At 32.0% G+C, this 14250-nt stretch carries 13 protein-coding genes; 9 read left to right on the forward strand and 4 right to left on the reverse strand.

The window, feature by feature from the left end; translation table 11 throughout:
• Positions 1-86: 86 nt before the first annotated feature.
• The 8 genes from U859_RS0126790 (at position 87) to U859_RS0126830 (ending at position 8969) form a co-directional block, all read left to right on the forward strand.
• Positions 87-917 carry a MotA/TolQ/ExbB proton channel family protein gene (locus U859_RS0126790; protein WP_025146310.1) on the forward strand — a complete coding sequence of 277 codons (831 nt, stop codon included), beginning with the start codon at positions 87-89 and terminating at the stop codon, positions 915-917.
• Positions 918-996: 79 nt separating this feature from the next.
• Positions 997-1611 (forward strand): biopolymer transporter ExbD, encoded by a 615-nt coding sequence (locus U859_RS0126795; protein WP_025146311.1) that lies wholly within the window; start codon positions 997-999, stop codon positions 1609-1611.
• A 3-nt stretch (positions 1612-1614) separates the two neighbouring features.
• Positions 1615-2121, forward strand: coding sequence for an ExbD/TolR family protein (locus tag U859_RS0126800; protein ID WP_025146312.1), 507 nt, complete (start codon positions 1615-1617; stop codon positions 2119-2121).
• An 18-nt stretch (positions 2122-2139) separates the two neighbouring features.
• A complete protein-coding gene (locus tag U859_RS0126805; RefSeq protein WP_025146313.1) occupies positions 2140-2958 on the forward strand; it encodes an energy transducer TonB in 819 nt (272 codons plus the stop codon).
• 242 nt (positions 2959-3200) lie between these two features.
• On the forward strand, positions 3201-4100 hold the full coding sequence (locus tag U859_RS0126815; RefSeq protein ID WP_025146315.1) for a PstS family phosphate ABC transporter substrate-binding protein: 900 nt from the start codon (positions 3201-3203) through the stop codon (positions 4098-4100).
• Positions 4101-4234: 134 nt separating this feature from the next.
• The gene (locus U859_RS0126820) at positions 4235-5905 is read left to right on the forward strand and encodes a tetratricopeptide repeat protein (protein WP_262496825.1); all 1671 of its coding nucleotides are present in this window, start codon (positions 4235-4237) and stop codon (positions 5903-5905) included.
• 221 nt (positions 5906-6126) lie between these two features.
• Positions 6127-8310, forward strand: coding sequence for a peptidase domain-containing ABC transporter (locus U859_RS0126825; RefSeq protein WP_025146317.1), 2184 nt, complete (start codon positions 6127-6129; stop codon positions 8308-8310).
• Positions 8311-8357: 47 nt separating this feature from the next.
• The gene (locus U859_RS0126830; protein ID WP_025146318.1) at positions 8358-8969 is read left to right on the forward strand and encodes a hypothetical protein; all 612 of its coding nucleotides are present in this window, start codon (positions 8358-8360) and stop codon (positions 8967-8969) included.
• Positions 8970-9023: 54 nt separating this feature from the next.
• Here the strand turns inward: U859_RS0126830 and U859_RS0126835 are convergent, their stop codons facing one another.
• Genes U859_RS0126835 through U859_RS0126850 form a run of 4 tightly spaced genes read right to left on the reverse strand, consistent with a single transcriptional unit; the run spans position 9024 to position 13562 of the window.
• Positions 9024-9914, reverse strand: coding sequence for a thiopeptide-type bacteriocin biosynthesis protein (locus U859_RS0126835; protein ID WP_025146319.1), 891 nt, complete (start codon positions 9912-9914; stop codon positions 9024-9026).
• A 1-nt stretch (position 9915) separates the two neighbouring features.
• A complete protein-coding gene (locus tag U859_RS0126840; RefSeq protein ID WP_025146320.1) occupies positions 9916-12117 on the reverse strand; it encodes a lantibiotic dehydratase family protein in 2202 nt (733 codons plus the stop codon).
• A gap of 13 nt (positions 12118-12130) precedes the next feature.
• The gene (locus U859_RS0126845; protein WP_025146321.1) at positions 12131-13315 is read right to left on the reverse strand and encodes a lanthionine synthetase LanC family protein; all 1185 of its coding nucleotides are present in this window, start codon (positions 13313-13315) and stop codon (positions 12131-12133) included.
• 52 nt (positions 13316-13367) lie between these two features.
• Positions 13368-13562, reverse strand: a complete 195-nt coding sequence (locus U859_RS0126850) for a class I lanthipeptide (protein ID WP_025146322.1) — start codon at positions 13560-13562, stop codon at positions 13368-13370.
• A 257-nt stretch (positions 13563-13819) separates the two neighbouring features.
• Here U859_RS0126850 and U859_RS0126855 point away from each other — a divergent pair, with 257 nt between their 5' ends.
• Positions 13820-14191, forward strand: coding sequence for an NADH-quinone oxidoreductase subunit A (locus U859_RS0126855; protein ID WP_025146323.1), 372 nt, complete (start codon positions 13820-13822; stop codon positions 14189-14191).
• Positions 14192-14250 lie beyond the last annotated feature (59 nt).

A 14250-nucleotide genomic window follows, 5' to 3' on the forward strand; every position in this document is an offset into this window, starting at 1 on the left:
TTCGGATAAGAAACGTTGAGTGTATTACAATAAGAAAAAACAGCTAAAAATTAAAAACAAGAACTAAAACTAAAATTTCAAAAAAAATGGCAAACGCACCAAAACCAACAACTGTTAAAAAAGAGAGCTCTTCTAGTGCTTCAAACGTATTTGCAACATTCGTTATTCCAATCTGTATCGTTATTGGATTCTGTGTTTGGAGATTCGTATTCGGAGAAGGAAGTAACTTTATCGATGGTGACAGAGAGAAATTACCATTAGCTGGTAACTATCTTGGAACAGCTTACAAAGGAGGCCCTATCGTAGCAATCTTAGTTGGATTACTATTAGTGGTAATTGTATTCTCTATCGAACGTTTCATCGTTATTGGTAAAGCAAGTGGAAAATCTAGCTTAGATACTTTCATTCGTAAAGTACAAGGTTTATTAAGCGCAGGTAACATCGAGGCTGCAAAAGCTGAGTGTGATAAACAACAAGGTTCGGTTGCTAACGTAATTAAATCTGGTTTGAAAAAATACAGCGAAGTTGAAGCTGATACCAACATGGATGTTGAGCAATCAATCGTTGCGATCCAAAAAGAGGTTGAAGAAGCTACAGCTTTAGAAATGCCAATGTTAGAGCAAAACTTAACTGTTATTGCAACTTTGGTATCAATTGGTACATTAGTAGGTTTATTGGGTACAGTAACAGGTATGATCCGTGCATTCGCCGGTTTAGCAAACTCTGGTGCTCCAGATCAGTCAGCATTAGCGGTAGGTATCTCTGAGGCACTTATCAATACTGCAACAGGTATCTTGGTATCTACTGTAGCAATTATCATGTACAACGTATTAACTTCTAAAATCGATAAGTTAACTTACGCAATCGATGAGGCTGGTTTCAGCATCGTTCAAACATACGCTAGTTCGCATAAATAAGAATTTTGAAAAAATTTTTGCCGGCTTTATGGAAAACCGGAAAAAAGATCATCATTATTAAAAACTAGTAAAAAATATTATGCCTAGAATTAAAGTTAAAAGAACAAGTACAGTAACAGATATGACCGCCATGTGTGATGTGGCATCATTGTTACTTACTTTCTTCATCTTAACTGCTACAGCAAGGCAACCAGAACCACTAGCCGTTTCTACACCTTCATCTACGTATGAATTTAAGGTGCCGGTAGAAAACAATGCAATATTAACCATTGGGCAGGGTAAAGTTTTCTTTGAAGTAGCAGGGGTCAAAGTAAGAGCGAAAACATTAGAACTAATGGGCGAACAGTATAAAATATCGTTCACTCCATTAGAAGTACAACGCTTTTCTTCGATAGGAAGTTTCGGTGTTCCGATCCAGAATTTAAAATCACTTATTGCCTTAAATGGTGCTGACCGTATGAAACCAGGGATTCAACCTGGAATACCTTCAGATTCGACTGACAATCAGTTAAATGCATGGGTGTTAAATGCCCGTAGAGCAACTAAGGAGATTAATAATCAGGATATGCGTATCAGTATTAAAGGTGATGCCAAAGAAGAATATCCGGTAGTTAAAAAGATTATTGATGTACTTCAGAAACAAAGCGTAAACAAGTTTTTATTGGTTACCAACTCTGAAGCTAAAAAGAAATAAGAAATGGCAGAATTAAACACAGGCGGGAAGAAAGCCACCCCAAGGGTTGATATGACTCCAATGGTGGATCTAATGTTTCTTTTGGTAACATTCTTTATCTTAACAACAGTAATCTCTACGCCACAAGCGATGGATATTGCAAAGCCAGATAAAAACGAAAAGTTACCTGAGAACAGATTGGAGCTGAAAGCAAGTAAAACAATGACAATTTTATTGGGTAAAAGCGATAAAGTTGCATGGTACATGGGAGTAGCTGGCGAAAGCGCACCAACAATAGAATCTGGTTCACAAATCGAAGATGCTATTGTTAAAAATAGAAAAGCAGCTGATGCCTCAGGCGTTGCCGGAGACTTTGTTGTACTGGTAAAACCAACATCAGGTTCTACATTCCAAAACTTTGTAGATATGATGGATGAGTTGGAAATTCTTAAAGTGAAGGTTCGTCAGATTGATGATGATAATATCCTTGACAATGAGAAACAGTTCATGAAAGAAAAAGGAATTTTATAATCAGTAAAACCAATAGTTATGTCGAAGTTAGATATATTCAGAAAAGAATGGCTTGAAGTGGTTTTTGCCGATAAAAACAAAAACTATGGTGCGTACCAATTGCGTAAAAGCAATGGTGCCAACACTACAAGAGCCTTAATTATTGGATCTATTATCTTCCTCGTTTTATTTTTCTCTCCAAAAATCTATAGCCTTATCAAAGGTTCAATGGATCAGCAGGAAGATCAGGTAAAAGCACAGGAAGTAATTTTAGCTCCACCACCACCGGTAAACCCGGAAACACCTCCACCGCCACCGGTAGAGCCACCGCCACCAAAGGTTGATCAGGTGAAAATGCCACCTCCAATTGTAAAGCCCGATATCGAGGTTCGTGATGAACCACCTACAGTTGAAAAATTGAAAGAAGCTGATCCAGGTCAGAGAGATATCAAAGGTGATCCAACAGCAGATATTGTTATCGCTGAACCGGTAGGTGAAGGACCAAAAAGAGAAGCTGCTGTTGCGGTTGATGATAATAAAGTTTACGACTTTGTTAGTATCGAGAAACAACCGGAGTACCCAGGAGGTATCGCTAAATTTTATAAATACCTATCGGGAGCAATTAAATACCCGCCAATGGCACAAGAAAACAACGTTCAGGGTAAAGTATTTTTATCATTCGTTGTAGAGAAAGATGGTAAATTAACAGATATCCAGGTTACCCGCGGTTTGGGTAGCGGAACTGATGAAGAAGCTATCCGTGTATTGAAAGCTAGTCCACGTTGGAACCCAGGTATCCAAAATGGTAAGCCGGTAAGGGTAAAATACAACATCAACGTTAACTTTACATTGAACTAATAGTAGATGTTAAATTTTGATATTTTTAAGCAAAAATCGCCTAAACAGCGGTTTTTGCTCATTTTAGGCCTTATCATGTTCGTCTTTTATGTGATATTGGGCTTCGCATTTATATTTTACGAACCAATTGCCCTTCGTTTAAGCACTATTCCACAATGGGGCCGCATCGCAATCGGTATCTTTTTGATTATTTATGCTTTTGTAAGACTTTTAAGCCTGGGTAGGCGCGACTAATCATCTCAATGAAAAATTTCCTTTTAATATTTTGTGTATTAGCTTTACTTGTATCCTGCAAACGCAAAAACAAGGCAGATGCAGTTAAAGAAACCAGAACAAGCGGTACCTTAAAAATATTGGTCGATGAAAGTGTTGGGCCGATTGTTCAGGATCAGATCGATATTTTTAGTCTGGATTATCCCGATGCAAAATTTGAATCAACTGTAAAACCTGAAGAAAAATTATTGCCTGCATTTCTAAATGATAGTGTAAGGGTAATCGTTTTACCAAGGTTATTAAGCAAAGCAGAAGAAAAGTATTATAACCAGCGTAATATTAAAATCAATACTTCACGTTTTGCTATTGATGGCATTGCTTTAATTACCAATCAGGGCAATATTGATAGTACAATTAACGTTAAAGAGGTTATTGATATATTACAAGGGAAGAAATCAGATAAGAAATTGGTCTTTGATAACGCTTATTCAAGTACCTTTCAATATTTTAAAGAATTGGCTCATATCAGTCAATTTCCAGCTACAGGTGTTTATTCTAAAAATTCGAGCAATGAAGTAATTAAACTTATTGCTGAGGATAAAAATTTTATTGGTATTTTGGGCGTAAATTGGATTACCAGTAAAAATACCGAGGTAAGTGAGTATCTTTCTCAAATAAAGGTATTAGGTGTAAAGAATGTGAAGGGTGGGCCTGGCGATGACAAGTTTTATAAGCCAACTCAGGATAATTTGATTAATGGTGTTTATCCTTTCTTAAGAAATATAAATATTATAGATTGCGAAGGAAGAGATGGTTTAGGCACAGGATTTGCAACATGGTTAAGAAGTCAGAGAGGACAATTGATTGTACTTAAATCTGGACTCGGGCCACATAAATTAATGCCGAGGGAAATTAACCTGACAAAGTAAAATTAAATTAAAAATTATAAATTGAACCACGAAGTAAATCTAAAGAGACACTTCATTTTTATTAAATAAAAAAAACAGAATATCCGATGAAAATTTTAAAGAAAGCAATAACCTTAAATGTAGGTTTGGTGTTGATGGGTTCTGCAGTTTTTGCTCAAGATTTAAATGACGCGAAAAAAGCCATTGACGCTGAACAGTACCAAAAAGCATCATCAGTGCTTAAATCATTGGTGAGCTCAAAAGCATCAGATGGTAATAATTATTACAATCTTGGTTTGGTTTATTTGAAAACCGGTTATATCGACTCAGCCAGAGCGGTATTTACCAAAGGTGTTACCGCTGATCCTAAAAACAACCTAAACCTGATTGGTTTAGGTGAAGCAGATATGTTGTCAAACGATCCAACTTCTGCGAAAACTAATTTTGATAAAGCTGTAGCTTTGGCTCCAAAAGATTACAAAACTTATTTGTATATCGGTAAAGCTTATTTAGCGCAGGATAAACCAAGTGATGACGTATCTAAACCTGATTTTACCAACGCTTTAGCTAACATTACTAAAGCTGATGAGTTAGATTCTAAAGATAAAGATGCCGAAGTTTTCTTGGCCCAAGGTGATGCTTATGCTTTACAGAAGAAAAACTCTGAAGCTTTAGGTCCATACATGCGTGTTGGAGATGTTGACCCGAACAATAGAAGGGCTAAAACTCAGATCGGTAAAATGTACAAGGAGTCCAGAGCTTTTCCAGAAGGTGAAAAAGAATTACAGGATGTAATTGCTGCTGATGCAAATTATGGCCCAGCCTACCGTGAGTTAGGTGAGTTATATTTACAGTGGAGCAGCTTTGGTACCGATAAGGAAAAAGCAGCAAAAGGAATTGAGAACTATAAAAAATACATGGATTTAACAGATAAATCTTTAGAATCTCAATTGCGTTATGCTCAGTTCTTGTTTTATGCAAAAGATTTCCCAACCTTAGAGCAAGTAGCTACAGCAATTCAAGCACCTGCTAATGATCCTAAAAGTGCAATTGTATCAAGGATGAAAGGCTGGGCAGCGTATGAAAATAAAAACTATCCAGCGGCTTTAACAAGCATGAATGAGTTTTTTGCTAAAGAAAAAGATCCAAATAAAATCTTAGGATTTGATTACTTATATTTAGGTAAAGCCCAGTTAAAAGCAGGTCAAGACAGTTTAGCTTTAATTAACATCACAAAAGCAGTTGAAAAAGATTCAACAAATGCTGACGCACTAGCTGAAGTCGCTAAAAGCTTCTATGATGCTAAGAAATATGCAAAATCTTCTGAGATTTACGAAAAAGCCATAAAAGCCAATCCTAATGGAAAAGGTGCTCTTTATAACTACTATTATAATGCAATGGCGAATTATTTTGATTATGCAGCTAAATTAACTGCTAAGCAAAATCCTTCAAAAGATATTTTAGTAAAGGCTGATTCTTCAATTGCCAAAGTAACGCAATTGGCTCCTGAAACTTATGATGCTTATTTAACAAGAGCGCGTATCAATAGTTTGTTGGATGACGAGAAAGAACCGAAAGGTTTAATGCTTCCTTTTTATGAGGAGTATATCAAAAAAATAACTGAGAAGCCAGAATTAGCTACAGCGAATGCTAAAAAACTTTCAGAAGCTTATGATACTATTGGTGGTTTTTACTACTATAAAGACAAAGAAAAAGCTAAAGAATATTTTAACAAAAGTGTAGCTGTTTATCCTTCTGGAACATTTGCAGCTGCTAAATTAAAAGAGTTGGCAGCACCTGCACCAGCAAAAGGTAAAGGCAAATAATTAAAAAGTTAAATAATTTAGAAAAGGCAGAGTTTGGTTACTCTGCCTTTTTCTTTTTAAATTGATTTAAATGTTGAGTTAGTAAAAATTATCTTTAAAAGGTTTAAAGATTTTATGTTTTTATTCTAAAAAAAATTAAATTAAAAAGATTTTGTTGTATTGGTACAATGAAAAGATCAATGTAATTGGTAGTTCCAACCTAACAAATAATTATTTATTTTATGACAAAAAGAGCTTTTAAATTATATAGACAGCTTGACGCAATGGACTGTGGCCCTACATGTCTTCGAATGATTGCCAAGCACTATGGAAAGAATTTTAGTTTACAAAAGCTTAGAGAATTTTCTGGAATAACACGTGACGGCGTATCATTGTTAGGAATTAACAATGCAGCTAAAAAACTAGGCTTTAGGTGTTCAGCCGCTAAAATATCTATTTCTAGTTTAAATGATCTTACATTACCCATGATAATACATTGGGATCAAAATCATTTTGTTGTTCTATACAAAATTAAGAATGGTTTTTATTATGTAGCAAATCCCGCAAAGGGATTATTAAAATATAATTATAACGACTTTTTACAACACTGGCTTGGAGATGACGAATTGGAAGGCATTATCCTTTGCCTGGAGCCAACTGAAACCTTTTATCAATTAAATAGTGATGAGCTTGATAAGTTGAATTTGAAATATTTGTGGGGCTATATTAGGGCATACAAGCGTTTGATAATTCAACTATTTGCTGGTTTAGCTTTTGGGATAGTAATTCAACTTACATTGCCTTTTTTAATGCAGGTTATTGTAGATATAGGGATTAAGACCAAAGATTTAAATTTTATTTATATAATACTTCTGGCTCAAACAATGTTAACCATAGGAAAGGTTAGTATTGATTTTATTCGATCTTGGATCTTATTACATATCAGCACTAGAATAAACATTTCGATTCTTACTGACTTTTTTATAAAATTAATGGGATTGCCAATGAGTTTTTTTGATACTAGAATGACAGGTGATATAATGCAAAGAATTGATGATCAGAAACGTATCGAATCCTTTTTAACTGGTTCAACTTTAAGTGTTGTATTTTCATTTTTTAATTTAATAGTTTTCGCACTAATCCTGTCCCAATATAATCTAAAAATACTTTTAATTTTTTTAGCTAGCAGCATTTTATATTGTCTTTGGATTATTTTCTTTCTGAAAAAAAGAAGAACTCTTGATCATGAAAGATTTGATATCTCTGCAAAAAATCAAAGCGCGATAGTTCAGCTTATATCAGGCATGCAAGAGATAAAGCTTAATAATAGCGAAAAGATAAAGAGATGGGAATGGGAGCGTATTCAATCGAAATTATTTAAATTCAATGTCCAGAGTCTAACATTAGGACAATATCAACAAGCAGGGACAGTTTTAATAAATGAAACCAAAAATATTCTTATAACTTTCTTAGTTGCAAGTTCAGTTGTGAAAGGCGATTTAACGTTAGGAGCTATGATGGCCGTACAGTATATTATTGGACAGCTTAACAGTCCAATTGATCAAATTTTGGGATTTGTTCAACAATTCCAAGATGCAAGGGTCTCGTATGAAAGACTGAATGAAATAAAAAATATGGCTGGTGAGGATGATGATCAGGAAAGCGTGGCTAAAGAATTAGGAGATAATAAAAGCATTTTGTTGAAAAATTTAACATTTTCTTACCCAGGTTCTTCAGCTCGTCCAATTTTGTCAAATATTAATTTGGCATTTCCATCAGGTAAGACGACGGCTATTGTAGGAATGAGTGGGAGTGGAAAAACAACCCTGCTTAAATTAATGTTGAGATTTTATGAGGTTGATGCAGGATTAATAATGATAGGAAATATTCCTATTAATAAGATAAGTTTCAAATATTGGAGAGACAAATGTGGAGTAGTTATGCAGGATGGTTTTATATTTTCTGACACTATAGCAGGTAATATTGCAGTTAGTGAGGAAACTCCTGATATTTTAAAATTGAGATACGCCGTAAAAATTGCGAATATTGGAGATTTTATAGATAATCTTCCTCTAGGATTAAATACAAAAATTGGAGCTGAAGGAAATGGGATAAGTCAAGGTCAGAAACAGAGAATTTTGATAGCAAGGTCTGTTTATAAAAATCCAGATTTTATTTTTTTTGATGAAGCAACTAATGCTCTTGATGCCAATAATGAATCTATAATCATTAATAATTTAAAGGACTTTTTTAAAGGAAAAACAGTTGTAGTTGTTGCGCACAGATTGAGTACAGTCAAGAGCGCTGATAACATCGTTGTCTTGAATAACGGTATTGTATCTGAACAAGGATCTCATAATGAGCTAGTTAGTTTGCGTGGGAGGTATTTTAGTCTTGTGAAAAATCAGTTAGAATTAGATAGTTAAAGAATTATTTATATAATTCCATACAGTGTTTCAATTTAATAGTATGTATGAAGACAACAAATAGTGCTGAAATTGATGAAATAATAGCTTCAGTTCCATCTTGGAAAATTAGGTGGGGAACAATTCTGGTGATTATTTTTTTGTCAGTAATTATGAGTTTTACATCACTTATTAATATTAATGAAGATGTAAAAGTTTCCATCCAAATAATCGGAAGAAATAAAATGGATGTATTTCAACAAGATGTTAATAGAAATCAAAAAGTATTGTGTTTATATGAAAACAATATTAATTCTAAGGAATTGGCTGAAGATAACGTTTCAGAAAGAAGAAAAGACATAGATGATCAAAATTCATTAAATAGGAAATACGTAGCTAAAATTAAAATATTCGGTTATAAAGAACATAATATAAAAAAAGGAGATATCATGAATATAAATCTTGATAATTTTTCTAATAAAAATTATCAACCTATTATTTGCAAGATAAATTATATATATGGGAGGTATTATTTAGGGAACTTTACGGGTATAGTAAAGTTCGAAATAATGAGCAAAAAAAATATTTATTTGGAAAACGGAATATTTGCAAATGGTGAAATAATTACAGGTAGCAATTCTTTGTTAAAAATGTTTTTTAAAAATATTTTTAGATTTTAAATTATCAATTACATTTTTCATTGTAAAATAATAAAGTTCCTTTGTTCGGTTTTATTAAGGGAGATTTGAAGAGGTTATATTTGTTTTTTTTGAATCTTTTGGGGTTAGAATATCTAATGTTTTGTAGATTTTACTCAAAAAATAGTAAATAACTAACTCATTTTCTCTTGACTTGCTTATGAAAATTCTATTAAAATGCATATGGGTAATATTTTTTAAAAGATTTACTAAGTCTATTTTTCTATCAATTGAAGAAAAATTTTGGAGAATTTTATCTATTGCAATTTGATTTTTATCCTTTAAGGAGAATAATTTATATTCTATGGGGTCCTTATTTAGTTCTTTAAAAACTACATCATTTAGCTTCTTATATTTAATACTGATCTTATTCCTCAACGTACTATCTACAGAAAATTCTTTTTCATAATATTTGAAATATTCTTCAAAAAGTAGATGCTTTTGATTCGTTGTCATCTGAAAAGAGTTTAATAAATCATCAATTATTTTACAGCCGAAGACCCAACGGTCATCTTCTTTCTCTTTTTCCTTTAATGTTTTTAATGCATGTATTATCAATATGCTATTATATCCAAATATAGATTCTACATGTGTAATGTTTTCAATGCCATATCTTTCAACTTCACGGGTATAAACTTCTGTACTTACATTGGAAATTAATCTATTGTTAAGATGATTCGTAAGTTTGGTATTCAATAGAACAATGAAATTAGAGATCCGATTTTGTTCTACTTGAAAACGTAGTCTTAGATGATAGCCATTCTTGTCATTATATCTTACGAAGAAGAAATTGTAAATAATTTTAACTTCATAATATTCTTTAACTAAGTCATATAAATCGGTTGTTAATAACCTATCTAAAACAGTAAGATTGCCATAAATTTTAATATATATCCATTCGTCCCCAAATAAGAATTTTCTTTTCATGTTAATTTATTGTATTGGGCTTTATGAAACTTGCAATTATTTGATTTGTATGTATACCACTTTCACTTTTAATTAGCATGTTATCATGATTAAAGAGATATTCTTCAACAACATAGAATCCTCTTGCTAATTCGATAAAAAATAAATCTAATAATATTAAGTCTGTAAAGTCAATAAATAATTTATTATCACCTGATACAACATAAACTTTGCTTGGGATTCTTTTGTTTACTAATATACTTCTGGCTATAGATTCAAAGTCGGGACTATCTTTTTGAGGTAATATTTTTAAATCATCTTTCTTAAAAAACCATGTAGCAGGAGAGATAATAATATTTTTGTATATAACCCGTGGATAAAATGTTACATCTTTTTTTATTCCAGTCCAACTAAATGAAAGATAATTTCTTTTATCTTGATTTTGCAAGTTGCATAGAAACTGATATATAGGAAGTGAATCTGAACTATAATTATGTGCTGATGTTAGTATAGGTTGTATAAACTTGTTTAATTGTTTACTTTTTATTTTTATTTTTTTTCCATCCTTCACAGAAATTACAATATCATTCAAATTAATAGTTTTAGATGCATCTAATTTTGTGTTAGTTAGGTATGGGATCTCAAAATTCCTCAAAACAGGTCTAAGGATAACATTGCCTAGTCTTGCTTGAGGTATGTGTACTATTTCTGCCAGAACTGTATCCTTAGGTATTAGTGACTCTTCATGAACGACTATTTGTTCAACCAGTTTTTTAATATCTTCATTTGTGTGACAAAATCTTGAAATAAGGTTTGCAGCTGAAGAACCGCTTACTGACCTCATTAATAATAAAGGCTTTTTTAAATTTGAACCTGCACTAATGACTTCGATCAAGCTGGAAAGGGTATCTGGTAGATCATCCCAATTTTCTTCTAAGTGAGAAAGATCAGCGTCTGTAATTTCTATCTCTTCCGTGAACCAGTTTTTGTCGCGTTGATTTATTTTTCTAAGTAAGATTTCTGAAAACAAATTTGCTTGTTCATTATTAGAATTTTTAACTTGTATTCCCAAATCTTTTAATAATAAATTGGAGGCATAATCATTTGAATCGATACCAAATCCTATTCCTATATCAACATCTAGCGCTTCTAATATAGGTATTTCCTCATTTTCGTATCTTTCAAAAAAATCTTTTTTGAATTTCTCCAAAAGAATATTTTCATTTTTAGGCGTTATCTTATTTAGTAATAAAATTCCTTCTTTAGCTGAACTGTAGAAATCGTCGCTTAATGTGGCCGAATTTTGTTTAATGGTAAGGTCTGTCTGTAGAAGATATCTTTCATCATATTCTATTCCTATATTAGAAATACTTTCTTTGATTCCTTTAAAAATGGATGTATTTGCAAAACCGATATTTTCTTTATCTGACTGCTTTAATTTTTGTTTAATAGATGTTAAAATGCTTACTAAAGTATTATTCATTCCTTCATCTTGAAGGTTGACAATTCTACTTATTAAAATATCAATAGGGTCATCATCTAAAGTTGCAAACGCTTCCGAATCTGCAACTAAAACCTGGCTTTCTATTAAATTTTTTAGATACTCCAAAGATTCAGTTTCATCAAAGCCCTCATTAACTAAAAATGATATAAGCGATTTTACTCTACCATCATTTTTAGCAAATTCTATAAGGTGTATTAGATGTTCATCATATTCTATTTCAACTAAGAAATAGTGCCTTTTGTTTTTTATGTATTTAAATTCAATGTATCGTAAAAAACTATTTTCAACAGTTAATAAACTGTCATTAGGTATCCATTTTATTTTCTCCAGCAAATAGGGATCTGAACTTATTAGACGAGAAATTGCAGAAATAATTCCCATGTCTAACCGGGTTTTGGAAATAAAGTCTTCTGATTTTAAAGTTATTTTTGAAACTGTTCCAATTGTTCCTACTCCGCAACCAGCAAAAAGACCAAATGGTGTGCACCTCGATTTTATTCGTAATATATATTTTAATACAGAATTTCTAATTTTAAAGGGAAGTTTAATGAAATCAATATTTTTATCGGTATAAACTTGATCATGTAAATCTGGAGATGCTAAATATATGGCTTCACCAAATGCTTTGTCTTTAAATACGTTAATATTATCCTTATCTATATTAAATAAGGGCGTTTGGAAAATAAAATTATCTAAAATCTCATATCTCTTGTTGTTCATTTATTAAATAAATTTAAGCCATAAAGAAAACCTCATGCCATTTAGGAGAAGTATTGCTTTTATATAACGATAAAATAGAAAGAAGTATTCCTTCTCGACCATGTAAGATACCTTTTTCAGCTAAAGAATTTACATCTGCTGGTTGTAATCTGTGGAAACTGTCATCATATAGATTGTATAGTTTTATTAATTCATTATACCAAAATTCTGCAGCATCTTTAAATATGGGGTTTTTTCTTCTTCTATATATACTTGAGTATACTGAAATTATACCACTAATTCCATGACACATGTAAGTATTATCAATTAAGTTATCTTTAATATTTACTCTTTTGGCTGTTTCTTCTAATAGTTTTTCAGTTCTTTCTTCAATGCAAATATCCTTAGTCCAAATGGCTACTAGATTCATAACTTGAAGTGTTCCTAAATCGCCATAACACCAAGCTAATCTTGACAATTCATTGAGTTTGGAACCACTCTTATATGATGATTCATCTATTTTGCTTGGCCAAAATGCACCTGCAATTGTTTGATTTTGTATATTATTAAAATAGAATTTAAATATCCCATCAATCATAACTTTGCATAGATCAGCACTAATTTTTTGTTTATAACATTTTCCAAGGAAGTACAATATCCCTGTGTGACCGTGTGCTAAACTAAGATCATAAGTATTCTGATTCTGTTTACGTGGAAAAATGTTCTTCCATTTAATTTCATCATCACTTTTTATAGCATTAATATAGAGTGAGTTTATAATATCGATTACACACTCTGTTTTTCCTCTTTTGAGAAGATATATCCCAATTCCAATAGAGCCATGTAAAATATCAAAATTTTGATATTTGAGATACATTTTAAGTTGTTCGATGACGAAATCGTCGATTTCTTCTAACAAAAGATCAGGATTAATATCTATTAAACCTTCTTCGTTTAAGATTAAAATTAACCATCCTGCACCTGATAATCCATTAGAAAAGGTTGCATTCAAAGTGTTGAGGTTTTCTATAAGGTAGAATAAGTGATTAATATCAGCATTTATAGCGCTTTTTATATTATCATTTTGGAAATGTTTACCGAATTCGATTTTAGCTAAGATCTGACTACTTAACCCAGAAAATAATGATAATGAATCTAATCTTTTATGTATGGTAAATATATAGTTGTCTATTATTCTTTTTGATTTACTATTTAGCATGTTACGAATTTAAGGATTTGCGTAGGGAAAATCTCCCTACGCAAAATTTAATCTAGCAACCGAGTGTACAAACTTCTGTGTCACATGCAATCTGGGTATCACATAGACAAGTATCTCTATCTGTTGCTGGGGGAGGTCCTGTTACTATAGTATTAATGTTTCCTTGTCCACCCATAACGTTTGCTATCTGCTTTTCAGAGAGTTCAGCAATTACCTGTTTTTTTAAAACTAATTTTTTCTTTTCCATATGAATTTGTTGTTTTTAAATTGAAAACCAATTTACATTTTTTTTAGTCTGATTAATGCCGTTGACTATTTTATAACACAACATATGTGTAAAAACCCACTTGTAGGGATTAAATACTAATTATTTAGTTTGTAATTTTTTAGTTACACAAAATGTATTGTATTCAATGCTTGATGGCTTTACTAATGTAATGAGATAATTAAATCTTTTGGTTACTCTGCCTTTTTCTTTTATTTTTGCATCACAAAATAAAAATTATGCAAGCGCAAAGTTCCTCTATAGATTTTTTACCAATTATATTCCAAGTAATTGTTGCTTTAGGTTTTGTGGTAACCACATTGGTTGCTACCCACTTTTTAGGCCCAAAACGTAAAACAAGCGATAAACTGGAAACCTTTGAAGCTGGTGTTAAATCAGTAGGTAATGCCCGTCAGCCTTTCTCTATCAAATACTTCGTTGTAGCCATCTTATTTGTGCTTTTCGATGTTGAGGTAATTTTTATGTATCCTTGGGCGGTTAATTTCCGTGCATTGAAAATGGATGGGATGATTGAGATGTTCATCTTCATGGGTACATTATTGCTAGGTTTTATCTACGTGATCAAGAAAAAAGTTTTAGACTGGAACTAATCAGTACGCAATTATCAGTTGACAATTTGCAGTTTTTAGTTCGTGTTTTTGAACTGGTA

Origin of the sequence: Pedobacter jeongneungensis, assembly GCF_000633455.1 — a bacterium.
Taxonomy (GTDB): Bacteria; Bacteroidota; Bacteroidia; order Sphingobacteriales; family Sphingobacteriaceae; genus Pedobacter; species Pedobacter jeongneungensis_A.